This window comes from Paenibacillus sp. FSL H3-0302 (assembly GCF_037982245.1).
Classification (GTDB): domain Bacteria; phylum Bacillota; class Bacilli; order Paenibacillales; family Paenibacillaceae; genus Paenibacillus_AQ; species Paenibacillus_AQ odorifer.
Genome location: NZ_CP150284.1, coordinates 4,408,116 through 4,433,884, shown reverse-complemented (window position 1 = coordinate 4,433,884; position 25,769 = coordinate 4,408,116). Strand labels below are relative to the sequence as shown.

25 protein-coding genes are annotated in these 25,769 nt (G+C 42.3%); 20 read left to right on the top strand and 5 right to left on the bottom strand.

The annotated features are described in order from the left end of the window. Nucleotides 1-57 precede the first annotated feature (57 nt). On the bottom strand, nt 58-1,521 hold the full coding sequence (locus MHH50_RS19660) for an ATP-binding protein (protein ID WP_254847671.1): 1,464 nt from the start codon (nt 1,519-1,521) through the stop codon (nt 58-60). A 197-nt stretch (nt 1,522-1,718) separates the two neighbouring features. Between MHH50_RS19660 and MHH50_RS19655 the strand changes: the two genes are divergently transcribed. Together MHH50_RS19655 and MHH50_RS19650 are read left to right on the top strand one after the other, a co-directional pair. Beyond that, nucleotides 1,719-2,441, top strand: a complete 723-nt coding sequence (locus MHH50_RS19655) for an MOSC N-terminal beta barrel domain-containing protein (RefSeq protein WP_076281544.1) — start codon at nt 1,719-1,721, stop codon at nt 2,439-2,441. A 92-nt stretch (nt 2,442-2,533) separates the two neighbouring features. Beyond that, nucleotides 2,534-4,606 (top strand): serine hydrolase domain-containing protein, encoded by a 2,073-nt coding sequence (locus MHH50_RS19650; RefSeq protein WP_076307662.1) that lies wholly within the window; start codon nt 2,534-2,536, stop codon nt 4,604-4,606. A gap of 56 nt (nt 4,607-4,662) precedes the next feature. Here MHH50_RS19650 and MHH50_RS19645 read toward each other — a convergent pair whose 3' ends face one another. Next, on the bottom strand, nt 4,663-5,094 hold the full coding sequence (locus tag MHH50_RS19645) for a flavodoxin domain-containing protein (RefSeq protein ID WP_076307663.1): 432 nt from the start codon (nt 5,092-5,094) through the stop codon (nt 4,663-4,665). A 428-nt stretch (nt 5,095-5,522) separates the two neighbouring features. On the opposite strand from MHH50_RS19645, the gene MHH50_RS19640 reads away from it, so the two are divergent. Next, on the top strand, nt 5,523-5,864 hold the full coding sequence (locus MHH50_RS19640) for a DUF4181 domain-containing protein (protein ID WP_076127294.1): 342 nt from the start codon (nt 5,523-5,525) through the stop codon (nt 5,862-5,864). 302 nt (nt 5,865-6,166) lie between these two features. Here MHH50_RS19640 and MHH50_RS19635 read toward each other — a convergent pair whose 3' ends face one another. Then, nucleotides 6,167-6,976: a lipase family protein gene (locus MHH50_RS19635; RefSeq protein WP_076307664.1), complete on the bottom strand. Its 810-nt coding sequence runs from the start codon at nt 6,974-6,976 to the stop codon at nt 6,167-6,169. A 133-nt stretch (nt 6,977-7,109) separates the two neighbouring features. On the opposite strand from MHH50_RS19635, the gene MHH50_RS19630 reads away from it, so the two are divergent. From MHH50_RS19630 to nagA, 5 genes are all read left to right on the top strand, one after another. Then, nucleotides 7,110-8,399 (top strand): L-serine ammonia-lyase, iron-sulfur-dependent, subunit alpha, encoded by a 1,290-nt coding sequence (locus MHH50_RS19630; protein WP_076218429.1) that lies wholly within the window; start codon nt 7,110-7,112, stop codon nt 8,397-8,399. Between the two features lie 199 nt (nt 8,400-8,598). Next, complete coding sequence (locus MHH50_RS19625; protein WP_076190660.1) at nt 8,599-10,065, top strand: YdiU family protein; 1,467 nt, start codon at nt 8,599-8,601, stop codon at nt 10,063-10,065. 38 nt (nt 10,066-10,103) lie between these two features. Next, nucleotides 10,104-10,586, top strand: a complete 483-nt coding sequence (locus tag MHH50_RS19620; protein WP_076190662.1) for a DinB family protein — start codon at nt 10,104-10,106, stop codon at nt 10,584-10,586. Nucleotides 10,587-10,761: 175 nt separating this feature from the next. Further along, the gene (locus MHH50_RS19615; protein ID WP_076218423.1) at nt 10,762-11,547 is read left to right on the top strand and encodes a DeoR/GlpR family DNA-binding transcription regulator; all 786 of its coding nucleotides are present in this window, start codon (nt 10,762-10,764) and stop codon (nt 11,545-11,547) included. Between the two features lie 22 nt (nt 11,548-11,569). After that, nucleotides 11,570-12,718: an N-acetylglucosamine-6-phosphate deacetylase gene (gene nagA, locus MHH50_RS19610; RefSeq protein ID WP_076127285.1), complete on the top strand. Its 1,149-nt coding sequence runs from the start codon at nt 11,570-11,572 to the stop codon at nt 12,716-12,718. On the opposite strand, the gene MHH50_RS19605 is transcribed toward nagA, so the two are convergent. Together MHH50_RS19605 and MHH50_RS19600 are read right to left on the bottom strand one after the other, a co-directional pair. Then, on the bottom strand, nt 12,707-13,477 hold the full coding sequence (locus MHH50_RS19605) for an AraC family transcriptional regulator (protein WP_076127284.1): 771 nt from the start codon (nt 13,475-13,477) through the stop codon (nt 12,707-12,709). The genes nagA and MHH50_RS19605 overlap by 12 nt on opposite strands. A gap of 19 nt (nt 13,478-13,496) precedes the next feature. Further along, nucleotides 13,497-14,078, bottom strand: a complete 582-nt coding sequence (locus MHH50_RS19600; protein ID WP_076278710.1) for a LysE family transporter — start codon at nt 14,076-14,078, stop codon at nt 13,497-13,499. Nucleotides 14,079-14,194: 116 nt separating this feature from the next. On the opposite strand from MHH50_RS19600, the gene MHH50_RS19595 reads away from it, so the two are divergent. The 12 genes from MHH50_RS19595 (at nt 14,195) to MHH50_RS19540 (ending at nt 25,548) form a co-directional block, all read left to right on the top strand. Then, nucleotides 14,195-14,749, top strand: coding sequence for a GNAT family N-acetyltransferase (locus tag MHH50_RS19595; RefSeq protein WP_076307665.1), 555 nt, complete (start codon nt 14,195-14,197; stop codon nt 14,747-14,749). A gap of 189 nt (nt 14,750-14,938) precedes the next feature. Continuing rightward, the gene (locus MHH50_RS19590) at nt 14,939-15,418 is read left to right on the top strand and encodes a DUF6530 family protein (RefSeq protein ID WP_038572158.1); all 480 of its coding nucleotides are present in this window, start codon (nt 14,939-14,941) and stop codon (nt 15,416-15,418) included. 42 nt (nt 15,419-15,460) lie between these two features. After that, entirely contained in the window at nt 15,461-15,820 is a 360-nt protein-coding gene (locus MHH50_RS19585; RefSeq protein ID WP_076307666.1) for a GIY-YIG nuclease family protein, read from the top strand. A gap of 189 nt (nt 15,821-16,009) precedes the next feature. Then, nucleotides 16,010-17,008 (top strand): Gfo/Idh/MocA family oxidoreductase, encoded by a 999-nt coding sequence (locus tag MHH50_RS19580; protein WP_076127279.1) that lies wholly within the window; start codon nt 16,010-16,012, stop codon nt 17,006-17,008. Nucleotides 17,009-17,010: 2 nt separating this feature from the next. After that, entirely contained in the window at nt 17,011-17,928 is a 918-nt protein-coding gene (locus MHH50_RS19575; RefSeq protein ID WP_254857007.1) for an AraC family transcriptional regulator, read from the top strand. A 17-nt stretch (nt 17,929-17,945) separates the two neighbouring features. Further along, complete coding sequence (locus tag MHH50_RS19570) at nt 17,946-19,028, top strand: Gfo/Idh/MocA family oxidoreductase (protein WP_076190679.1); 1,083 nt, start codon at nt 17,946-17,948, stop codon at nt 19,026-19,028. 138 nt (nt 19,029-19,166) lie between these two features. Beyond that, nucleotides 19,167-19,871, top strand: coding sequence for a response regulator transcription factor (locus MHH50_RS19565; RefSeq protein ID WP_076127275.1), 705 nt, complete (start codon nt 19,167-19,169; stop codon nt 19,869-19,871). A gap of 3 nt (nt 19,872-19,874) precedes the next feature. Beyond that, complete coding sequence (locus MHH50_RS19560; protein ID WP_076301712.1) at nt 19,875-21,260, top strand: HAMP domain-containing sensor histidine kinase; 1,386 nt, start codon at nt 19,875-19,877, stop codon at nt 21,258-21,260. 90 nt (nt 21,261-21,350) lie between these two features. Continuing rightward, a complete protein-coding gene (locus MHH50_RS19555) occupies nt 21,351-21,884 on the top strand; it encodes a hypothetical protein (RefSeq protein WP_076182931.1) in 534 nt (177 codons plus the stop codon). Between the two features lie 138 nt (nt 21,885-22,022). Further along, nucleotides 22,023-23,144, top strand: a complete 1,122-nt coding sequence (locus MHH50_RS19550) for an FtsW/RodA/SpoVE family cell cycle protein (protein WP_076307667.1) — start codon at nt 22,023-22,025, stop codon at nt 23,142-23,144. Between the two features lie 30 nt (nt 23,145-23,174). Further along, nucleotides 23,175-24,194: an LCP family protein gene (locus MHH50_RS19545; RefSeq protein WP_076218415.1), complete on the top strand. Its 1,020-nt coding sequence runs from the start codon at nt 23,175-23,177 to the stop codon at nt 24,192-24,194. A 178-nt stretch (nt 24,195-24,372) separates the two neighbouring features. Continuing rightward, nucleotides 24,373-25,548 (top strand): MFS transporter, encoded by a 1,176-nt coding sequence (locus MHH50_RS19540; RefSeq protein WP_076190691.1) that lies wholly within the window; start codon nt 24,373-24,375, stop codon nt 25,546-25,548. Nucleotides 25,549-25,769 lie beyond the last annotated feature (221 nt).

Here is a 25,769-nt window from a genome sequence, read left to right as displayed (position 1 = left end):
AACCATTATAATGTGAAAATTAGGGGCATTCTTGCATGATGTTGCGATACCTCACTTCTACATGATAGGTTCCTCAGGTGTAATGATCGTTGGAATACTCACAGTAAAAGTTGTTCCTTGCTCCAGAATACTTTCTACAGAGATCGCTCCGCCATGATTATGTATAATATTTTGTGTGATCATATAACCTAAGCCTGTTCCTGTTTCTTTGGTCGTATAAAATGGTTTGCCGAGGGCATTGATCTGTTCCTCTGTCATCCCACAGCCTTCATCCTGCACACTGATTCGGGCTTCTCTGTCATAGGTTTGCACATGAATATAGATGTTTCCCCCATGATTCATTGCTTCCATCGCATTTTTAAGTAAGTTAATAAATACCTGCTTAAGCTGATAAGCCTCACCATTGATCCAAATGGAATGATCAGTACAGACAGGGAGGATCTTGAGATTTTTTAGGGCAGCTTGTCCATTCATTAGTGTGGTGACTTGTTCCAGCAAAGACAATAAATCCACTGGTTTACTAATATGAGTGGTTTGGGGTTTAGATAAGACAAGCAGTTCGTTGACGATGAACTCGATGCGTTTCAATTCTGACTCAATAATGGAAATATATTTATCATTCATCCGCTCGGAAGAGCGCAGTAGCTTCATAAAACCATTAATGGCTGTAAGAGGATTCCGTATTTCATGAGCGATTCCAGCTGCTAACTGTCCTGCTGTGGATAATTTCTCGGACTGAATCAGTCGTTCATCTTCCAATACTTGCTCGGATATATCTTTAAATATGCCAATGTACGCTTCGTTTCCCTCGAAGATAATCGGCAATGTAATTCCATCCACATATTTCTGCTGGTTATTTAAACAATTAATCAGGTAGCAGACAGAACCTGTTGTTCTATCAGTGTTGAATTTCTTTCTTCGTTCTGAGAGAATTTCATAATTAGAGTAGTCGACAATATCCATAGTCGATAGACCAAGCACTTGATCTAGGCTTTCTGCATGGATTAATTGTAAACCTGCCGAATTTGCATACAGAACGATCCCTTCCCTAGTGATAAGCACGGGCTGAGGCAGTTCCTCCAGCAGCTGTAGAAAAGAGCTCTCTTTTTCAAGTAGATGGGTCTTCACAACCTGAAGCTGAGTCTCCATTTCCCTGATCAGGGTCTTATTCTCGAATTGAGTAAAATAAAATATGGGTTTACCAATGTCATCCGAAAGGATAGATATGGAGACTTTTAAAGATAACCGGTGTCCGGTGGGATGGAAATAATCTACTTCGAGTCTCTGCGGATCAGTACTCGTAGATGGAAGAGAGCTTCCTAGTGAAATGAATTTATGAATCTGATCTAGAAGGGTACGGACGGTTGGAGAGGGTGTAGTTAATTCGGTTTCATCATACCCCAAGAGGTCGCATAATGCTGAATTCAGTTTTAGGAACGTTCCATCAAGCGAAATAAGGGCCATACCCATCACGGCTTGAGTAAAAACAAAGTCAAAACCTTGAAAATCATTTGTCCGCACAGCAGGTTACCTCTCTTCTTTATGGGGGAGTGAGTGTTATTTCAAAATGCAATATGTCTAACAGTCATAGTATAAAACATATAACTCAATAAAACATATAAAATTTCTGGGTTATTAGATATTCATACAACAGTTAAATAAAATCAGGTAGAATAGGAAGATACGTTGCATTTTAAGACAAGTGGAGGCGTTGTATTATGTTATCAGTTGTTGGTGAAATTCAAGGAATTAATCGTTACCCGGTCAAGTCATTTGCGGGTGAAAAATTAGAAAGCTGTATGATTGAACCGTATGGAATGCTTGGTGACCGTTTTTGCTCCTTTTACGATGAGTCAAAAGAGGGCTGGCGAAGATATATCACCGCTAGAAATATACCGAATATGCTTACCTATCAAGCGCAATTTATAGATGGACAAATCCATGTAACGGCATCAGACGGGCGAACCTTTGGATGGGATGATAATCTATTGGAAGAAATCCAAAGCCAAACCAAAACTCCAATCACTATGTCTGGTCTAAAAGCTGCACATCCACAGCCAGAACATCCGCAGCTCCTATCCGTGGATGGCGCTAGTATTCTACTCATTACGGATGCCAGCTTAAAAAAACTGGAGGCAACCTGGGGGCATTCCTTGGATCAACGGCGTTTTCGCGGGAATTTTGTTATCGCGCTGAATGATGATTCTCTTTTTGAAGGAGATTGGATTGGACGCCGGCTCAACATTGGGGATGTACAGCTACAGGTAGATAGTTTTTGTGAGAGATGTGTTGTGATTACGATGGACCCGGATAGTCTTCAGAAGGACCCAGTGCTTTTGAAAAAATTACATAAAGAGTTTGATTTGCATTTCGGAGTCTATGCCTCAGTAATCAAAACAGGGGGAATTCGAATCGGAGATAGAGTAGAAATAGTAGATTAGATATATAATCCCAATAGTATAAACTTCCTTTACATTACTCCATGGATAAATTATCCTTTAAAGGATGACGATTTCATATCGGGAGGTTATGTATGAAGAAAAATTTGGCATCCTTATTAGTTGCATTGCTTCTATTGGTGTATGTCCCTACTAGTGTTTTAGCAGCGGATAGCAGCAAAGGGCAAACGTATGTGAACACTCAGAAAGTGGCAGCAGAGAAGGCGGCGTTCTTAACGGAGAAGCTGGGGACGACTAGTCTCCAATATGCTCTTATTGATGGCGATAATATCGTTGTGAGCGGTCAATCTGGATTTAGCCATGTGGAGAGTAAGACAGCACCAAGCGTCACAACGATGTATGGTATTGGCTCGACGAGTAAAATGTATACAACAGCTTCTATTATGAAGCTTGTTGAGCAAGGAAAAGTAGATTTGGACGGTTCAGTCGTATCTTATTTGAATAATTTTACGATGGAAGATTCTCGTTATAAGCAAATCACTGTACGGATGCTGTTGAATCATTCATCAGGTCTTGCTGGCTCGAACTTATCCAATTCTTTCTTATTTAATGATTCCGATCCTATTGCAAAAGATAGTTTGCTAGAGACTTTGTCAACACAACGTCTGAAGGCCGATCCAGGCGCCTACTCAGTATATTGTAATGATGGATTTACGTTGGCTGAGTTGATTGTTGAAAAGGTCAGTGGCACGGACTTTACCACATTCATTCATCAAAATTTCACAGAACCTCTAGGGCTTGAACATACGAAAACGCCTGTAGATTCTGTAGCTTCTTCTCAGCTGGCTAGTGTCTATAATGCTACCTACTCAGCAGCTTTACCCAAAGAAACCATTAACGTGATTGGAACAGGTGGTATCTATTCCACTGCTGAGGATTTGGTGCGTTTTGCAACTATTTTTACAGGCCAATCGACTGGCATTTTGTCAGAAAAGTCTGTAAAAGCGATGGAACAAGAGGAATATAAGCGTGGAATATGGCCTAAAGGAACCGATAATTCGTTAGCTTATGGATTAGGCTGGGACAGTGTGAACTTATATCCATTTAACCAGTACGAAATCAAGGCTTTGACAAAGGGTGGAGATACAGGTCTGTATCATACCTCATTAGTTGTATTGCCCGAGCAGCAGATGGCAGCAGCAGTAATATCTTCTGGCGGATCAAGTACAACGGACCAGATGCTTGCCAACGAAATTTTACTCAGCGCTTTACAGGAAAAGGGAGTTATTAAGGAACTGAAAGCTACACCTACATTTAAAACTTCGAACAAAGAGGATATGCCGCAAGAATTGCTAAACTATGCGGGTGTCTATGGTGATTCTACGCAACTGATGAAGATAGAGGTTAGTAAAACTGGGGAATTGAGTATATCTTCAATTATAGCTCCTACAATGCCGGCGCAGAAATTTTCCTATAATTCGAACGGTGAATTCTTAGATGCAGAGGGTACAAGTAAAGTTAGCTTTGTGAAGGAGAGCAATGGCCGTATCTATCTTTGGAGTCAAGGGTATGGGGTGATTCCAGGACTTGGTGAAACTGCCGTTACCCAATATGCAGCTGAGAAGCTTGAACCTAATGCTCTATCTCAAGAGGTCACTACTGCATGGCAGCAGCGCCAAGGGAAATTGTATTTTGATGTCAGCGAGAAGTACAGCTCCCAATATTACATGAGTATGCCGGTAGCTGGAATCGCTATGTTCCCTGACGCACCTGGTTATATGGGCTCGAATAAAATAACTGGGCCTAATAAAGCAGAAATGACCGTGCAAATCCCAACCATCGCTGGACGCGATCTTGCGGATCTTATTTTTGAAGAGAAAAATGGTGTGGAGTATTTAAAGATTGGCAATCAATTGTTTATACATCAAGATGCGGTTAAACCTATTTATGCAGGCCCGCAATCTATGGTAACTATCCAATCAGATGGATATGCTAGATGGTATGGAGTTCCTGAAACGGCAACAGGTAAGATAATGACAGTAGAGCTGCCAACCAAAAGTTCCTTTGCCGTCTATGATGAGAATGGTGTATGTGTGAATTACTTCACCATTAGCGGTCTTAAACAAGTCAAACTTCCTAGCAACGGCAAAATTGTATTTGTTGGTGATGTCGGTGCGAAGTTTGAAGTGACCCTCAAGGCGCAATAAACGTATATAAAAAAAGAATCCTGTTATCAAGATTTTCGTCTTGGTAACAGGATTTTTTATTTGAAATTTTGTGAGAATTCTCTTATTTTATCTACCGATATCCCCTTGAGCTGATCAGTACCTTCCTTTGGAGCCTTATAGGCCTTATAACCTCCAAAAGATTCAATACAAATCGCAGCTTCTTTCAGATCATCAGGGAAATTTTTCTCTATTAATTCTTCGGTTTTCTTAGGTTTCTCGTTGCAAATGTAGTAGCCCATCTTCTTAGTCAGTAACTCATCTTTATTTTTTTTGATAAAGTCACGAATGGCTTTATATATTTTTTCATCTCTTACTCCTGCTCCTAAAATAATGCTATCAAATGCCTCGATATCTGGCTTTTCTAGTTCGATATTGCAAATTTTGCTCTGAGGCAGCTCTTCTGATAATACTTTTGCACATTGTTCTGTTGCTCCAGATTTTGTAGCGTATAGAATAAGTACTGCCATTGTGTTCCCTCTTTTCAGTTAAGATTAATCGCGTTCCCGCATAGAAAAAAAGTCTCGCACATCAATTATCTCGATTATCAAGATATAGTATATTTTATCGAATATACTGATCATTTGTCAAGCCAACGGCAAGCTCCTGAGTGTTAATTAGATATCCTTATTATGGTATCATGGGAATAATATTAATCTAATGCTAACTATATCTTTAATGAAATATACAAAAATAAGAGGAGTGAACGTGAATTGGGGATCATCGTAATGCTAATCATCTATTTGTTGCTTGGAATATTCGTGATTAAAGTAGGCATCGATAACTCTAGAAGTACACAACTATCAAAAGAAATATTAAATGAGTTAAGAGAAATCAAAGAACTAATGATCAGAAATAAATACGAATGAATTCTATATAAGAGTGGAGGTGAACGAAAGTGAAAATTGGACTTATACTTATAATCCTTGCTTTTTCTAACCTATTTCTAAGGATATGGATTGTTGGCCCGGATAAAGAAAAACTTCCTGAGGACGGTTATGAGCTTAATATAAAAGGGAAGCTTATACTTGCACTTGTGGGATTAATTACGGGGATTGTGATAATAATTGCCGATGGCCCAGAGGGTACGGTTATGAAGTGGTTTTGGATTGTAGTTATAATAGTAGCAATAGGATTTCAGTCGTTTATCGACTGGAAATTTCTAAAACATACGAAACAGCACATAGTTTCACTTATTCTGTTAGTCCTAGGTGTGGTATTAGTTTATTTTATATTCTGATCTAGTTTCATTCGTACCGGTATCGGACCCAGATGATGTTAATTGCTAAATAATCGCCTTTTGGGCAGCGTTTCGGACTCCAGTGCAGCTATTCGTTAGAAAGTGACTTATATTACGGGTTTTTTATGCCAATAGTGGCCATGGAGTCCGATGGAATTCTTAAAGTGGAAATATACTGCTGTTAGAGTCGATGGGGTCCGTTAGTGACTTTGTGACTGCTGATGGTTTCGAATCATACGAAGAAAAGAGGTGTTCCGGCGGCCAGCATATGGCTTGTTGGGCACCTTCTTTTTGTGTTCACATTATACTTCTGCTTTCGTAGCCACGAGTGGACAGAATCCAGGGTTCGTTATACATAATTCTTGAGCGAATTCCGGTTGGAGCTTGGAGAGCTCGGCGAAATAGCTGCTGATTACGTGATTACCACTTGTAGATCTATTCTGGAAAGACAGTGAGTTAAAAGTATGGACATGATTGTAATAATACTTTTTTTCCCGTTTGGGGAGCTTATAGACATGTGGAGGTGCGTAGGTTACAACATCAAAAAGATTGGCATACCGGTAACTCTTCCGCACATATTGTTTGAAAATATTAACGAAGTCCGGATCACCTACCCGTGGGGAACCATAAGTATATAGGTTAGGTGAGGTGTAAGAGGTATTTGCCGCAATATCTAAGGTACATAAGGTGGCGAGCGCTCCACCGAGGCTGTGGCCCGTAATGTATAAGGTCTTGTCAGGAGATAGCTTGGAGAGCGCAGAGAAGATGCCGTCCCGAGCTGAAGAATAAATGTTGGTGAAGCCACGATGGGTGAGAGAGTCTTCTTTAAGATATTTGAACCGTTCCTGTGAAGCGAGGACGTTGGATATCCAATTGGTCGTCGTACTGGTTCCCCGAAAAGCGATAATAATCTCTTGTGGAGACTCCAAAATAAAGCCGAAACGTTCCCATACATTATTGAAGGATTGTGCTTCAATGGGATGACATAGCTGATAATCTAATGGAATGACGAAAACTCCATCTATATTTGAAAATTGTGTATAGGTTTGCCCGCAGACTGCAGCTAGAAAGATCGCCCTTTGCTCTTGCTCATCCCTCTTACTCACGTACATCCCGCCTTTCTTTCCTACACTATATTAGGGGGATGAAGGAGTGATTCCTAAGAAAAAGGATTCCCTGAAACTTCTCTCTGAGTTACTATATATAAATAAGTCCAACAGCGAGAGAAAAGGGGGAAATGCATACATGAGCAACTTATTGGAAATTTTACACAAGGAAGTCGTGCCGGCAGAAGGCTGTACGGAGCCGATTGCAGTTGCGTATGCCGTCTCCTTGGCGGCAGAGCTTCTCGAGGAAGAAATTACGGGGATTCAGCTGCATCTCAGCGGTAATATTATCAAAAATGCAATGGGAGTGGGCATTCCCGGGACAGGCCAGACAGGCCTGCCCATCGCAGCAGCCCTTGGAGCGGTGGTCGGCCGTTCTCACAAGGAGCTGGAAATTCTGTCAGGTCTGACGCAGGCTGAGTTGAAGATGGCAAATGACCTGCTGGATAGAAAGCTGCTAAAAGTGGAGATAAAGGACACTCCTGAGAAATTATATATTGAAGCCCAATTGTTTACGCAGAACCATACGGCGACTGCCATTATTGCCAGAGAGCACACCCATATAGAATATTTGGCTCTGGACGGGGAGAAAATAACACCCCGGAATTCAAAAGCCGACTGTGGCAAGCCTGGTCTTTCCGACACGGAAGAGTATGCGGGCTCAGTTGACCAGATATTCGAGTTTATCTGTACCGCTCCTTTTTCAGACCTTAGCTTTCTCTTGGAAGGGGCGCGGATGAACAAAGCGATCTCTGATGAGGGATTGCGAGGCGATTATGGCTTGCAAGTAGGTAAGAAAATGAATCAGCAATCTGCGGTGAATCTGTTCGGCAATGATGTAGCGAACAGAATTATCGCGGCTACCGCAGCGGCTTCAGATGCTCGAATGGATGGCAGTGCAATGCCTGTGATGACAACTGCGGGCAGTGGCAATCAAGGCATCGCCTGTACGCTTCCCGTTATAGCTCTGGCGGAATTGCTGGACAAAGATGAAGAAATGCTAGCTCGGGCGCTTGCACTGAGCAATCTGGTCACTGTGCACATCAAACATTATATCGGGCGTTTGTCCCCATTATGTGGTTCAGGGATTGCAGGGGGAGTAGGAGCAAATAGCGGGATCATTTATCTCATGGGCGGCAGTCTTGAGCAGATCAAGCATGGGATACAGAATACGATAGCTTCTTTGTCAGGCATGATCTGTGACGGTGCGAATTCTACCTGTGCGCTGAAGATTTCCACCTCCACCAATACGGCGATCCAGGCAGCCACTCTGGCTATGAACAACATTGCTCCTACAACCAAGGATGGTGTGATTTTCGAAGAGGTGGAAGATACCATCCGCAACATGGAGCGTTTGGTTCAGGAAGGGCTGGCGGATACTGACAAGACCATTCTCAATATTATGCTCTCCAAAGGCGGAGCGAATTAGCTTCCAAATAATTTGAAAACAAGATAGAACATCATAATTAAGACCGCCCGGTTCCCTGCATAAAATGGCAGGAAGCCGGGCGGTCTTTGTAACACTTCGGCAAAAACATAGGTCTGCGAGAAGATTTGCATTAAATTTTAACATAACTTATTCTGAGTTAATAAAGGCATAGAGACTGAGGGTATAAAAAGGAGATAATATGACAGAGAAAATAGATATAGGCTGGAATTTTGCGAACAGTTATACTCAACTGCCGGAATCAATGTTTACAAGGATTAAGCCAACGCCTGTGGGTAAACCGGAACTGATTATTTTTAATGAACCATTGGCTGCTACTCTTGGGCTGAATAGCACCGCACTACAGAGTAAGGAGGGTCTTGGGATTCTTGCCGGCAACGAAGTTCCTGAAGGTACCCTGTCGCTTGCGCAAGCTTATGCTGGACATCAATTCGGACATTTTACCATGTTGGGAGACGGTCGAGCAGTGCTGCTGGGCGAACAGATCACCCCTCAAGGTGATCGTGTGGATATTCAATTGAAGGGTGCGGGAAGAACCCCATACTCTCGTGGTGGCGATGGCCGGGCAGCGCTTGGACCGATGTTACGCGAATATATCATTAGTGAAGCTATGCATGGACTTGGGATTCCTACGACTCGCAGCTTGGCGGTGGTAGCTACAGGGGAGTCGCTAATTCGGGAAACGGAACAGCCGGGGGCGGTTCTGACCCGGATTGCTGCCAGTCATTTGCGTGTTGGAACCTTCCAATATGTTGCTGCATGGGGGACTGTGGAGGATCTGCGTATTCTGGCTGATTACACGTTGCAAAGACATTATCCAGAAGCTCCTGTGGAAGATAATCCATATCTTGTTCTGCTTCGGGAAGTAATGGAACGTCAAGCAGCGCTAATTGCTAAATGGCAGCTTGTAGGTTTTATTCACGGAGTGATGAATACTGATAATATGGCCCTTAGCGGAGAAACGATTGATTATGGTCCATGTGCCTTCATGGATGTGTATAATCCTGAGACAGTATTTAGTTCCATAGACCAGCAGGGTCGTTATGCTTACCACAATCAGCCCGGGATTGGCGCATGGAATCTCGCCAGATTTGCCGAGACTCTCTTGCCATTGCTGGCTGACGATCAGGCACAGGCGATTAAGCTGGCTGAGGAGGCAATTTCAGATTTTTCGGAGCGGTCCTATCAATATTGGCTAACGGGAATGAGAGCGAAGCTGGGAATCTTTAACGAAGAGTTAGAGGATGTTGCTCTGATTGATACCCTCCTTGAACTGATGCAAAAATATCGGGCTGACTACACTAATACATTTCGGTCCTTAACTTTAGGCGTAACGGAAGATGCTGATCTGTTTGGCACCCCTGAATTTAAGCAATGGAATGAGCTATGGCAGGCGCGGCTTAGCAGGCAGCAGGAATCACAATCCTCTTCACAGAAGCTGATGCATAGCAGCAATCCTGCGATTATTCCGCGGAACCATCGTGTAGAAGAAGCGCTTGAGGCTGCGGTAGAGCGGGAAGATTACGATGTGATGGAGAGGTTACTTCAAGCTTTGACTAACCCATACGCCTACTCCTCTGAACAAGAGGAATACTCGGCACTTCCTGAGGAATCCGCATGTCCATATCGTACATTCTGCGGTACTTGATTTGCATATAATTTATCTGGAAAATGGGGGAAGGAAGAATGTTTCATGCTTATGATGTTCTAGCCAACCAGTTGCTGGCCAATGCGAATGATCCGAGTTGGTATGTGCCCTTTGAAGTGGCGGTTAAAGACTTAAGTGAAGAAGAAGCTTTTTGGAAGGTAACGGAAGAAAGCAATAGTATTGCTGAGATTGTGCAGCATCTGCTTTACTGGAATGAAACTTGGCAAACAAGGTATAAAGAAGCCAGTGTTCAGGCGGTTCCTCCAGTGGATAGTAATAATAATACCTTTGTCGTTGCAGAAGGGAAAACGTTCGAAGCGCTGCAAAAACAACTTTTAGAGGTTCTTTTACACTGGCAGGAATTGATTAAGAAAGAACAATTGGAAGCTGATGTTCAAGGATTTCCAGACAGTAAATGGTGGGAAGTTCTCGGAAATGTAACAACACATAATGCTTATCATGTGGGCCAAATTGTTTATATTCGAAAGATACAGAAGAGCTGGAACCGCGATGTGAAGTGACATTGTGAAGTGAATCCTAAAGAATAGACATTTTAAAGGCGTTAGCGGATGCACATGCATCTGGCTTTCGTCTTTTTTTACGCATTAATACTTATATATACTTAATTATTAACTTATAAATGCTTGTAAATACTTATAAAATGACTTATGATGACTTTAGGAGGTGAATTTCATTATGTATCAAGAGGAACGATTATTAAAAATACTCGAATATTTGAAACAACACCAATCGATGAGTGTTCAAGATATCTGTACGCAATTTGAAGTCTCAAGAGATACTGCCCGACGGGATATTGTTAGGTTAGTACAAGAGGGCGTCGTTGTTCGGACGCATGGCGGTCTAGCGTTACCTGAATTGCAAAAAGAATTATTATCTTATCAGGATCGTTTGATCGATGAATCCGAGAGTAAGCAGAGAATAGGGAAGATCGCGGCCGGGCTTATCCAAGATCGTGAGACTGTGATTTTAGATGTATCGACCACTGTACAGTTTGTTGCAGAACAAATTAGTGCGCAGGATATTACGGTTGTCACGCACTCGATAGATAATGTAGGGATTTTATCCCATCGCGAGGATCTGCTAATTTATGTACTTGGTGGTTACTTGAATGTGAAAAACCGCTTGTTATATGGTTCTTCCATTATCGATAAACTTAGTGAAATTCGTGCGGATAAAGCCTTTATTGGAGCATCGGCGATCTGTGCTGATGGACTCTATTATCCTTATGAAGAAGATGCGCGGGTAAAAAGAGAAATGGCTCGAAGATCTGATCAAGTGATTTTAGTAGCGGATCACACCAAATTTAATGCTAAATCCTTTTATCGGCTAGACTTTGATTTCGTTGATATTTTAGTTACAAATCGAGAGCTTCCAATCGAGATCAGAGAAGTTCTAGATCAGAAGAACATCACAGTTATTGAGTGCCTAGATGAAGTTGAAGAGGTTCGAAATCAAGAGTGATAACGACTGGAGGAGAATGTTTATGACTTATATTTTGCAAAATGTACAAGTAGTGCTTCAGAATAGTATAGTTTCAGCGGCCAATGTATGGATTTCTGAAGGAAAGGTGATGAGGATAGACTCAGGAGATATTTCTATCCCAGAGGGTGAGTATGAACGGATTGATGGCGGAGGGCATTTGTTAGTGCCCGGAATGATAGATGTGCATATTCATGGCGCTAACGGGTTTGATATGATGGACGGTACTGAAGAGAGTATTCAAGAAGTATCGAAGGCTTGTGCAGCTTCTGGTTGCACCTCATTTCTGGCTACCTCTGTGAGTTCTACGATGGAAGATCTTTTAGAGATGATTCGTAGTGTCAAACGTGTCATTGGGTATGAAGTGGGAGCAAAGATCGCAGGCATTCACTTAGAGGGACCTTATCTAAACCCCAAGAGAAAAGGAATGCAAAATGAAAAGTATCTGCGGCATCCTAACTTAGAGGAAATGAAGCTCATTTTCCAAGAAGCTGGATCACTCATAAAAATGGTTACGATTGCTCCCGAGCTGCCGGGAGGCATGGAGCTTCTTTCCTTTTTGAAAGAACAGGGAGTGGTGATTGCGATTGCTCATTCGGATGCCACATATGAGGAAGCCAAACAAGCTTTTGCCGCTGGGGCAAGTCATGTTACGCATTGTTTTAATGGCATGCGGCCGATCCATCATCGAGATCCGGGGATTGTGGTTGCCGCTTTCGAAGAGAAGCATGTGAGCCTGCAAGCTATTGTGGATAATGTCCATCTGCATCCTGCAATTATCCGCTTGATGCATACCATGAAAGGACCGGAAGGAATGGTCTTGATCACAGATGCCTTACAGGCAATGGGGTTAGGGGATGGGAATTATATATTTGGAGGACATCAGGTTACGGTATCTGGTGGCATAGCGCGATTGGAAGATGGCACGCTGGCCTCCAGTACAGTTACCATGAATGAAGCCTTACGTTATACTGTCGAAACTGGAATTTCGCTCACAGATGCCGTGCAAATGGCTTCAACTACACCGGCCAATATTCTTGAACTTCAACAAAAGGGGACGATCACCTCTGGCTTGGATGCTGACCTGGTTCTCTTGGATGATGAATTCAAAGTGCTCTGGACAATGGTAGGAGGGCAGATCTTACAGCTGTGACCGGTATTCATGTGCGGTTATTCCGAACACGCTTTTAAAATGCCTGTTCAGATGAGTTAGATCCACAAATCCGCAATCTACAACAGCTGCATAGATATCCTTGGTTCTCTCTATGGACTGCTTGGCACGCTCTACCTTGCAATTTAAGAAAAATTGATAGGGCGATATTCCTGTATGTGTCTTAAACTCGCGAATAAACTGATATTTGGATAGACCAAACTCTGTGCAGAGATCGTCCAGCTTCAGCACATGGTCTAAACTGCAGTACATCATTTCCTTTGCTTTTTTGAGAAATTTATTATTCGTTCTACGATCGGTAACTATTTCAGTATTGGATACTAAATGAACCAGAGTGAATAGCAGTTCACTGCACAAAGACTCCTCTTTGCCATTCTGAATGGCATGGTTTAGGGCTAATATGCACTGCGCCAATTTGTCATCGTATAAGATAGGAGTGGCGAAGCGGAGTTCTTTTTTTCTTAATATCTCTAACATTAGGGTTGGCTTAATATAAAGCATGACATAATCAATGCCACCTTTATCATACGCATTGCCATCATGCGTTTGTTCTGGATTAAACAACATTACGCCATTTTTATGAGAGGATTGCAAACTACCGTCAAGATTATATTGCTGAATGCCACGAAGGGTCACACCGAGTGCATATTCCTCATGGCAATGTTTTTTATAGGTGAAATCAGTAAGGCTGGCGGATAAGGACAGGATCTCTGCTGACTTTTTATAGTTAAATTTCTCCACGTTCTTAACCTCCACGACTTTATAGGATTCCCGATATCATAATGGCCGAGTATACTAAAAACAGTGCCATCACGGTATTTAGAACTTTTTGATGATTTTTCATAAATGTTCTGAAGATTGTCCCAAATACAACCCATGTCGTAAATGCAAAAAATCCGATCACAGTTATAATTATAACAAATATAAACAAGGCAAGCGAAGAGGTATAGAATGGCATTACGTAGTTGGGAATAACCGTTAGTGTAAATACTAGCACTTTAGGATTCACAAGCTGCATAAGCACGCCTGAGCGGAAATTGGCATTGGGGTCAGGCTGGTCTTCCATTGAACCCATTTTAAAGATTTTATAAGCAAGGTAGAGCATATATAAACTCCCAATGATTTGCATAATGATCAGGATATTTGGGATGATTTCTACTAGAATACGGTTCAGCAGAGTAGAAAGGATAAGTAATAAGCCAAAAGCCAGCGTGGATCCGTATACATACCCCATTGATTTTTTAGCCCCGGAATGCTGCACGGAAGAAAGAATAACAATATTGGTAGGACCGGGTGTAAATGTAGCGACAACGCAATAGATCAGAAAGGACAATATATTCATGATGACCTCCAGTAAAGTAGTTCTATGAATATAAACCTTTCAGTCTGAATGCTGATAGTATATTATTGCAGGATTTTTAAGAATTCCGGCCGGGAATAGAAGAGGTGTCCGAATCAATGAATAAGAGTAATCAATTGACCATAAGCACGCTTTCTCCAGCTGATTTTGAATCCACATGCTCTGTTTTTGAAACTTCAATCCAAGATGCCTTTGAAAAAGAAGGGCTTGATCATTTACAAGACGATATCCAAAGTGAAATAGATCATAAAAAGCAAATGGTGATGACTTCACTAGATACTACGACCGGAGAGCCTTACTTCCTTCTTGCAAAAATAGAAGAGCAGGTTGTCGGTACGATTTCCTTTGGACCTTGTGGCGAAGATATTCAAACCTGCACGGATCATCAGTTAGATGAAATAGGGGAATTGGGCAGTCTATACATTATGCCAAGTTATCAGGGCCAAGGTGTGGGTTCAGCCTTAATTAAGGAAATGATGATATTTCTAAAAAAGCAAGGGGTAGAGCAGTTTTGTCTGGACAGCGGTTATAAACGTGCACAGGTCAGGTGGCAACGTAAATTTGGGCAGCCTTATAAAGTAGTAGAAGACTATTGGGGACCTGATTCTGTCCATATGGTTTGGTTTTGTAATGTGAATGATCATTTAAGCTAGAGATATATTTTACATGAAAATAACAGTCCCTTTGCTACGCGCAGAGGGATTTTTTGTTTTGTTGGATAAAACGGGTGTAATGTCGTTTGACAGATGATCTTTTGCCGGGTAATATGAATCTTAGATTTAGTAAATTAGTAATTTAGTAAATGAGTAAATTAGTAAATCATAAAATGGAGAGTGACTAACATGAAAATTCCAACAACTCTAAAACATAAACCTGTAGTCGTGTCAGAAAATTACGAGCAGGTTGATGGCCGCTACGCCGGAGACACAGATGCAAAAGGTCTGTCCCTAGGATTAGCACAATGGAACGATAGAGGAAAGGTCGACATCTCAGCAAAGGTATGGAGACATACAGGGGACAAATGGTCGAGACAGTCCGAAGAGCTGCCAATGCACAGAGTGCTTGACCTGGCAATTTTGATTTGCAGAAGTAGTTTGTATTTTCAAGAGGCCTATCGTTTTCCAAAAATGTATGATCCCGAGAGCCCTATGATTGATCGTATTGGACTGCAGGGAGATGCAATGAGTGTATCTGTATGTGCAGATAATCCCATGATTGATAATGATATTAAGCTGTTCGCTCAGGCGCTTAGTGATGATGGTGAAATGATCGGAGAACGGCTTTCGGTATTGTCCCGTTTATTAAAAGAAATGGGGTACTGAAATTTAGCAGAATGGCCTGTGAAAGGAGAATCATAAATCATAATGGACAAAAGTAAACGTAAAGAACTTCAGGAGCAATATAAGCAGCTCAAGACGTACATGGGTGCTATTCAAATTACAAACAAAAGAAGCGGGAAAATATTCGTTGACAGCTATCCCAACCTGAAAAATAAATGGATGACTATACAGATGCAATTAGATATGGGCAGATTTGCAAATGCAGAGCTGCAAAAGGACTGGAAGGAACTTGGAGCAGAAGCCTTCAGCTATGAGGTGTTAGAGCAGAAGGAGTCAGAAGACGTAACCGACGTGCGCTGGGAGCTTAAACTATTGAAAAAGAAGTGGTTCGAGAAACTGCGGCCCTTTGATGACAAAGGATATAATAAGCCACTAACCCATTAAGCCAAGTATAAAGAAACCTTTAGCTTTTATAGCAAGGGTTTCTTTTTTTAGGGATCGTATTTCACTCCGGATTTTATGTGTCGTAATATTATATATGTTTTGTCGCATTTTCCTACTAAAAAAGCTGTTTATTATGTGTTATTTTTATAGCAGATGTCAGAATAACATATATACGGGAGGCACAAGTAAATGACCATTAGAATTGGTAAGCTCAGCTATTGGCATGTGCATGCATGGGATTATACCAAGCAAGCTCAGGAGCATGAAGATACCGTATTAGCTGCAGTTTGGGACGAAAACGTAGAGCGTGGGAACAAAGCTGCGGAAAGCTTGAATATTCCTTTTTTTGAATCACTGGATGATCTGCTTGCGCAAGAGGATATAGATGCCGTTATCGTGGATGCACCAACGAATATGCATAGAGACGTAATCATGGCTGCGGCCAAAGCGGGTAAACATATTTTCACAGAAAAAGTTATTGCCCCAACGTTAAAAGAAGTTAACGCAATTATCGCAGAAGTTAACGAGAACAAAGTGAAGCTAACGGTCTCCTTGCCTCGTTTAAATGACGGCTATACATTAACTATTCAAGAGATTCTAAGTCAGGAGCTGCTCGGCAAGATTACTTACGTTAGAGTTCGCTTATCCCATAACGGAGCAACGGAAAGCTGGCTTCCCGATCATTTCTTTAGCTTGGAGCAATGTGGAGGCGGAGCTTTGATTGATCTGGGCTGTCATCCCATGTATTTGGCGAAGCTTTTCTTAGATCAAGATGTGACTGGGGTTAGTGCTAATTTTGGGTATGTAACCGGTAAAGAAGTGGAAGATAATGCTGTAGTGACATTATTTACGGATTCAGGAGCAATTGGTGTGGTGGAGGCTGGTTTCGTGAATAGTCATTCGCCGTTTACTATCGAGGTGCATGGAACTGAAGGAACGCTGCTTTACGGAACACCAGAGAATAAGCTTCTTCTTAGAACGAACAAATCCACAGATAAAGAAGAAGGCTGGAAAGAAGTAGCCCTGCAAAGCAATCGTGAAAGCGCCTTCCATCAATGGGTTGATCATATTCAAAATAATACACTCGCCACTCAAAATGTTGAAATGGCAGTTGAGCTTACCAGATTAATGGAGGCGGCGAACCGCTCGGCTAAAGAAGGCTGTGTAATTCCGATTGGGAGGACTTAACGTTGAGCAGCTTTCCCTATGAGATGATGTTTGAGAAGCAGGACATGCTTGAAAGATTGGATATCACGATTCTATGGGGACATTACGAGATTACAGTGTTTAGATTTCATTTGACATCTTTTCCACCGGGCAGAGTAGTCGAGTTCCATAATCATTCTGAATTTGAGTTTCATTTCATTCCGCGCGGGAAGGGAGAAGTCATTCTTGGGGATCAAAGGTATCCTCTGTCAGAGGGGATGTTCTATCTAACCGGACCAGGTGTTATGCATCGTCAAGAGGCAGCCGCAGATGAATCCATGGAAGAGCTATGCCTGCATGTTGACATCAAGAAGAGGATCCGGGATGATGCGGATCTTTGGGAGGTTGCGGAAGCTGAGACCTGTGTGGAGAAGCTGAAGTGTTTACCCTTGGTCCCAGCACAAGATTATCACGGGGCTATGAAGTGTTTTCGAGAAGCGTACGAAGCATGCGATGGGAAGTTGACCGGATATTATACTTCAATTAAGCATCTCGTGATTAGTATTTTATTAAAGGCCGTTAGAGCGTATGATTCAGGCGGGATCCGCACGGAGGCGCCGGTTAGAGATATGCTGACTTACCGGTATCAATACGCAATGCAATATATGGAAGCGAATTATTCAGGAACGGTTACCTTAGAAAATGTTGCGGAAAAGCTAAATATTAGTTCAAGGCAGCTGCAGCGGGTGTTTAAGCAAGTAAATGCAGAACAATCATTCAGTAGGGCGCTTGAGGACATCCGATTGCAAGCGGTCTGCCGCAAGCTTGAAGAAAGCAATTATCCGATAGAACAAATCGCACAGTCGGAAGGGTTTACCAATGCTACCTATTTGCATATTGTCTTCCGCAAGCGGTTAGGCATGACACCGGCAACTTATCGAAACAGCAAACAAATCCATTAGAGGTGAGGGTGAAGGATATGAGTAAGGTTTTTCGTGTAGGGATTATTGGATGTGGTGGTATTGCGAATGGCAAACATCTTCCAAGCTTGAGCAGACAAAGTAAGGTTGAGATCGTGGCTTTTTGTGACATTATTAAAGAACGTGCTGAAGAAGCAGCGGAGAAATACGGAAATAATAAAGCTACTGTCTATACGGATTACACTGAACTATTAAAAGATCAATCCATTGATATTATTCATGTGCTTACGCCTAATGATGTCCATGCGGAAATATCAATCGCTGCACTAGAAGCCGGAAAACATGTGATGTGCGAAAAACCAATGGCTAAGACAGCGGCAGATGCCAAACGAATGGTTGAAGCAGCGAAACGTACAGGCAAGAAGCTGACCATTGGATATGACAACCGATATAGAGAAGACAGCTTATATTTGAAAAAAGCCTGTGAGTCCGGAGAGCTTGGTCATATCTATTTTGCAAAAGCACATGCCATCAGACGGAGAGCCGTACCGACCTGGGGAGTATTTCTTGATGAAGAGAAACAAGGCGGCGGTCCGCTTATCGATATCGGAACTCATGCGCTGGACCTAACCCTTTGGATGATGGATAACTATAAACCAAAAGTCGTGCTGGGCACTAAATATCATGAACTTTCACAAAAGGAAGAAGCCGCCAACGCATGGGGACCGTGGGACCCTAAAAAGTTCACCGTGGAGGACTCAGCCTTTGGAATGGTCGTAATGGAGAATGGCGCAACAATCATGCTGGAAGCGAGCTGGGCTCTGAATTCACTAGACGTACATGAAGCGAAATGCAGCTTAAGTGGAACGGAAGCAGGCGCAGATATGAAGGACGGACTTAGAATTAACGGAGAGAAATTCAGCAAGCTGTACACTAATAAAATTGAGCTTGGGGCAGGCGGCGTTGCCTATTATGAAGGTAAAGCTGAAAGTGCTCCGGATATAGAATTAAGAAAGTGGATTGAAGCGATTGAACAGGATAAGGACCCGGTTGTAACTCCTGAACAAGCTTTTGTTGTTTCGCAAATATTGGAAGCTATTTATGAATCGGCGCAGACCGGCAAGGCTGTGTATCTGGATTAGATTTTGACAACTATAGCGATTTAGAGTAATATCCACTTGTGATTTAATTATAGGGATCTGAGACAAGACTCTCTCTTTACCGGGAGAGTTTTTTTGTTTTTTTACTTGTTTAGACTCTGGGTAATAGGGGTGGAAATCGTGGATACTATTGATCGCAATCATGTGCTTATTGTGGAAGATGACGATAATATTAGACGTTTTATATCTATAAATTTAACGAATAACGGGTTTGTGGTTAGTGAAGCTGCTTGTGGAGAAGAAGCCTTGCAGAGCTTTGAGGTGAGCCGTCCAGATGTTCTGGTTCTGGATATCATGTTGCCTGATTCTAATGGGTTCGAAATATGCCGAAAGCTAAGAGAGAAAGACGCTGGGGTCATCATCATTTTCTTAACCGCTCGTGGACAGGATATGGACAAAATCAATGGCCTTGAAATGGGTGCTGACGATTACATTGTTAAACCTTTTAATCCATTAGAATTGGTAGCACGTATTAAAGCGATTTTGCGCCGTACAGAATCAGCTCTCAAGCCGCAAAAAACGATACTTCAAGCTGGACCGATTCGGCTGGATCTGAATGCAAACAAGATGTTTAAGCAGGATGACAGCATTGAATTAACTCCGAAGGAATTTCAGATGATGAAGACCTTTCTGGAGCATCCGGATACAGCACTCTCTAGGAATGAATTAATGAATCTTGTCTGGGGAGAGGATTATATTGGAGATCCTAAGACGGTAGATGTTCATGTGCGTAAGTTAAGAGAGAAAATTGAGGTTGATCCTTCTAATCCGCTTTGGATTGAGACGGTATGGGGGCTCGGATACCGCTTTAGAAAGGATGGTTGAAGAATGGGGATTCAGAAAAGATTAGTAGGAAGCTATTTTGTAGTCATCTGTCTTACTGTGCTCATTCTTGAAATCATTCTTAATGTATCTGTGCGATATTATTATTTTCATAACATAGAGGAAACCCTGATGAATCAAGCAGAGCTATCGGCTTCTTTTTTTCAGCAATACTTTGGGGACCAGGATCTGGAGGAACAATCGGATAGGTTACTGAAGGGTTTTGCGAGTCATTCCGATGCACAGGTACAGATTATTAATGTTGAAGGCCGGCTGTTGCAGGATTCAAATGGACTTCAAGGCGATCTTACTATGACTGAGTACATAGATGTGCAAGCAGCAATAAAAGGGCAGCCCGGCAGTTGGAAAGGTGCGGACCCTAACACAGAGGAAGCGATTTACGCGGTATCCTATCCTTTACAAGCGAATGGAAACATCGTGGGGGGAGTCAGATTTATCACGTCCTTAACGGAAACTATACATACAGTTAAACAGATTACGGTTTTACTGATCGGGGTGGGGATCATCGTCATTGGCATTGTCACCTTACTTGGATTATTACTGTCTTGGACCATAACCAGATCCATTAAAGATTTGAAGCAGGCAGCAGACCAGATGACCGAAGGTGATTTCAGCATCAGAGTGCATAAGCGCTATCAAGATGAGCTTGGTTCATTGGCGGATACGTTAAATATGATGGCAAGCCGAATCTCCAAGAGTGAACAGCTTAAGAATGATTTTATCGCTTCCGTATCCCATGAACTGCGAACACCCTTGACCTCGATCAAAGGTTGGGCAATTACCTTAAAGGCGAGTGAGGTGAGTAATCAACCTCTGTTTTATGATGGGCTTGATATTATTGAATCCGAAAGTGACAGGTTAACTCATATGGTGGATGAATTGTTGGATTTCTCCAAGTTGGATAACGGAAGAATCGCCGTTCACTTCACATCTGTGGATCTAACAGAACTACTGCAGCATATCGGCAGACAACTTACCCCTAGAGCGACCCGACAAGGCATCTCACTAGATGTAAAAATAGAAGAACATCTGCCAGTGATTCAAGCTGACGAGAATCGTGTGAAGCAAGTCATGATTAATCTCATTGATAATTCACTCAAATTTACTGGTTCATCAGGTCGAATCTTTATCACCGCTCATACGGTTCCAGGGAAAGTCGTGATTTCTGTAGAGGATACAGGCTCAGGCATCGCTGAGACGGATTTAGAGAATGTGCGGCAAAAATTCTACAAAGGGGATCAACAGGCTTCGGGCAGCGGCTTGGGATTATCCATCTCGGAACAGATCATTAAATTGCATCATGGAGAGCTGCGAATAAGCAGCACTTTAGGCAAAGGAACGATTGTCCAATTTGACTTACCGATAGAATAAGAATTCAAATTTAACTATTTCATAACCACTTTCATCTCTTTCACAGATAAAATACTATATATGCGGACAAGCGAGGAGTCGATGATCCAAATGCCGAGCAAATTCATAAAAATAGGTACCCTGTTGACAACTTTATTTTTGCTCGGAGGATGCGGAGTCCCGGCGACACCCGGAGAGCTGATTAAACCTCCATCATCAGAAGCAAATCTGCAGCGAGACAAAACGAGCCAGGAATTTATTAAGTGGCTTCCAGACAAAGCTCAATTGATAACTCCGATGAAGGGACAAGAAGATAATGCCATCTCCTTTGGCGATATGGATGGAGACGGAATCGACGAAGCTGTAGTTGTGTATGAGTACAGTAAAAACAAAGGATACACTATAAAAGCAATGTTGTTGAGGCAGGAAAATGAAGCTTGGCAGAAGATTTCCGAGGTTGAGGGGTTTGGGTATGGTCTAGATTATGCCGGATTCTTTGATGTTGATGAAGATGGCCATAACGAGCTTGCACTGGGCTGGTCATTGGGTGAGGCAGGTAATGGTATGGATATTTATACGCTAAGTGAAGATAAACTTAAGCTGTTATCGAAGAAGGCGTATCAGGGCAAATATGATCTGAGGTAATCATTTAACCTAATCATCCGCAGCGCTTCATTGAGAAAAAAGAAGTAAAAGTGCTCAGCGGATTATTTATAATGCCCATTTTCATGTATATATCCCCTACACAACAAGAAAACTACAGAAATTAAATAGAGGTTGTAAATGCTTATCTCTACCAAAATTGCAAAGCTGGACAGATCCGTACTTTTTCTCACCACCTGCTTAGTTGGCATGGGTACTGTTGCTATTTATGAAGCGACTACGGATACGCGGTTAGACGGTCTTTACATAAGTTATTTGTATTTATTTGCTTTATTTTGCCTACCCATGTTATTCATTGCTTTGGTAGATTATAAGATTCTATTAGGCAGGTTAGCCTATCTCTTTTATGGCGTGGGGCTAGGTTTACTAGTACTAGTCAAGCTGGTTGGAGAAAACCTCAATGGTGCTGTGCGTTGGTTAAGTATTGGGAGCTTTCAGCTTCAGCCCTCCGAGCTGGCTAAAATATGTACGGTGCTGCTCATTGCTCATCTATTAGGTACACGAGAGGGCCAGCGGCTGCGATTTTTTCAAGATTTAGTGCCGGTCTGTTTCGTTTTTTTAATTCCTTTCATTTTAATAATGGATCAGCCCGATTTGGGTACAGCACTCGTATTTGCTGGCATATTACTTAGTATGCTGTGGATTGGTAACATCCGTGCTCTATATATGATTCTGATCCTTGGTGTTGTGATTATTTCGATCGGCACGATACTATGGCTGTATTATGCTAACTTCGACCTGTTATCCAAGATTGTCGAGCCCCATCAACTGTCACGAATCCAAGCTTTTTTGGACCCGCAGAGCGATCCAGATAAGTCTTGGCATGTGAAAAACGCAATGATAGCCATTGGCTCCGGAGGATTATCGGGCAGTGAAGGTATTTTTTTGCGAAAAGGATATATTCCATATGCGTATTCCGATTCGATCTATGTAGTCATCGGGGGGAAATACGGTTTTATAGGTTCATCCGTGCTGCTGATGCTTTATTTGCTGCTCGTGTACCGAATGATCTTTATTGCGCTGGATAGTAGGGACCGTGCGGGTACCTATATTGTCACCGGGTTTATCGCTATGTTCATCTTTCAAGTTTCCGTTAATCTTGGGATGCATATTGGGTTACTGCCCCTAACGGGGATTTCATTACCTTTTATTAGTTATGGAGGCAGCTCGTTGCTAACTAATATGATAGCGATTGGCATAGTGCTAAGTGTTAAAGTTCATAAGGATGAAAGCGCTGATTGAATAAGCTATTGGAACTGAGTGGAGGAAATTATGTCTAACAAACGCAAGTGGACAACAACCCGTAAAATTCTGACGAGCATTGGTCTTGTCTTAGGCGCAACTATTATAGGGATTGGAGTATATGCAGGGTATTTATACAAAAAGACGGATGATGCGATACAGCGTATGGCAGCTCCAGTCACCATCCAACCCACTGCTGCTCCAGAGGAAAAAAAGGAGACGGTATCGGTTGAACCTATGATTTTTCTGCTTGCCGGGGTAGATAGCCGGGACGGTGGCGGTGGGGTAATGAATACTGATGTTCTGATGCTTGTCAGCTTCAATCCGGACACGAAATCAACGAGTTTCTTATCTTTACCCAGGGATTTGTTGCTAAAACCTAAATCGTTACCTTCCCGTAAAGCCAATTATTATTATGCTTATCATTACATAAAAGACAAAACAGAGGCTATTCCGAATACAAAAGAGTTTTTCAGCAATTTGCTCGGTCTGCCGATTGATCACATGGTTGTGGTGAATTTTGATGTGTTGCAGGAGACCGTGGATTTGCTTGGCGGACTGACTATAGATGTCGATATGGATATGAAATATACCGATACGGCAGATGGTACACACATCGATTTAAAGAAAGGCTTGCAGAAGCTGGATGGCCAACAAGTTCTTGATTTTGTGCGGTACCGTAAATCGAATCAAGGAACGGCTGAATCCTCCGATTTCCAGCGTAATGATCGGCAGCAGCAAGTAATCAAGCAGATTCTGGATAAGCTAGGAAACTTCCAAGGTGTGTCCCAATGGGGAAATGTATTGGATATCATTGGTGAAAATGTGAAGACGGATATTCCTCAAGCAGATCTGCAGCAGTGGTTATTCAACTTCCCTAAACTTAAACCAGAGCATATTAATTCCTTACATGTAGAATCTCTTTGGAAGAGCCCGTATGTCTATGTGAATAAAGAGGATCTAAAACAAGCACTTACTACTCTGAGTACGGAAGCAGGCGTCAGCTCCGAAAGCTCATTACACTTGGAGAATGTTGGAACGGTGGATTAACATCTATAACCCTGCTCTTAAGAGCAGGTTTTTTTGTTTGTTCTACTATAAATCCCGCTAACCAGTAAAGTAATCCGCCAAGAGGTAGAGGCCTGACTTCCAGCATAGTACCATAAACACAGCGATTATAACGAATCGTATATTGTTTCTGGTTTACTTGAGAGGAGAAGGGAATTTTATGAAATACAGACGGGGTATTATGTTTCTAATCGTACTTACAGGAATGATCTCAATAGCTGCTTTTAATCCGATTATTGGTCCGCTTGCGCGAAATTTGGGGCTGAGTGATTTTCAATCAGGATGTTTAGTATCGGTGGCGGGGTTATGTTGGCTGCTCGGAGGATATTTCTGGGAAAAACAAACGTTTATGAGCCGAAAGTGGCTGCTTGCTTCGATTATGTTCGTCTATATGGCCACACTCATCATTTTTGCACTATTGGCTGATTATGCAGTAAATGCACAGAGTAAAGAGAGTCTGTTTTGGAGTTTCTTTTTACTTCGCGCAATCGCTGGCTTTTTCTTTGGAGGAATTCCGGCATTAGCACAAGCTTATGTTATGGGCTGGAGTACAAAAGAAACCCGTACACAAGGAATGGCATTATTTGGTGCGGCCAACGGTCTTGGTTTCGTAGTGGGACCCGCAATGAGTGGAGGAATGGCTTCACTGGGCCTGACCTCACCAATGTACGCGGCCGCTATTTTATTGTTCACCTTGGCTATATTGTTTCTGGTGTTTATTCCTAAAGAAAAGAATATTGAGATTGAGCGGCAGGCGATTTCACTTTCCCCCAATGATCGACGTATACGCCTCTATTTATGGATTGGACTTTTGCTTTCGTTTGCTCTGAATATCGTGCAGGTTACTATCGGATTTTTTGTGCAGGATAGCTTGGGTTACAGTACTCAGCAAGCCACTCAGTTAATTGGAATGGGGCTGGCGATCTCGGGAATAATGGTAGTGCTCTCGCAAATTGTAATCAGTAAGTATCTCAAATGGCATCCTAAAAAAGTGCTGCTCGTGGGACTCTTATTTGTTGCCTTAGGCTTGCTGGGATTGTTATTGTTCATCAGATTTGCGTATGTAGACTTTACATTTTTGGGTATTGGCATCGGCTTTACACTGCTCGGCTACAGTGCGGGTGCTTCAATGGCGGTTCAAGACCATGAGCAAAGAAGCGTTGCTTCCTTTATTGCGGCCCTGCAAGGGGGCGGGTCATTCATAGGGCCAGTTATAGGTACGGCTTTATACACCGTTAATATGGCGCTTCCTTATTCTATCTGCGTACTGCTGATATGTATTGTAGGTCTCGCTAATATGAAGAAAAGAGCGGCGGATCGTGTGGAGAATTGTTAAAGAAGAAAGGCTCCTCTTAGGAGCAGCTTCAGGCTGTCGAGGGTGACTCGACAGCTTTTTTTGTAGCTTTCTGCTGGCAGTGAGTTTATGTAGAAAATAAGGAGAAAGAGTTTTTTACCTCGTATTGAGCTTCCAGTTAATAGTATAATAAGAACTCGTAGGAGTTATTTCAATATGTTGTAGAGAGGTTATCCAGAATAACTGTATACGAATACATACTC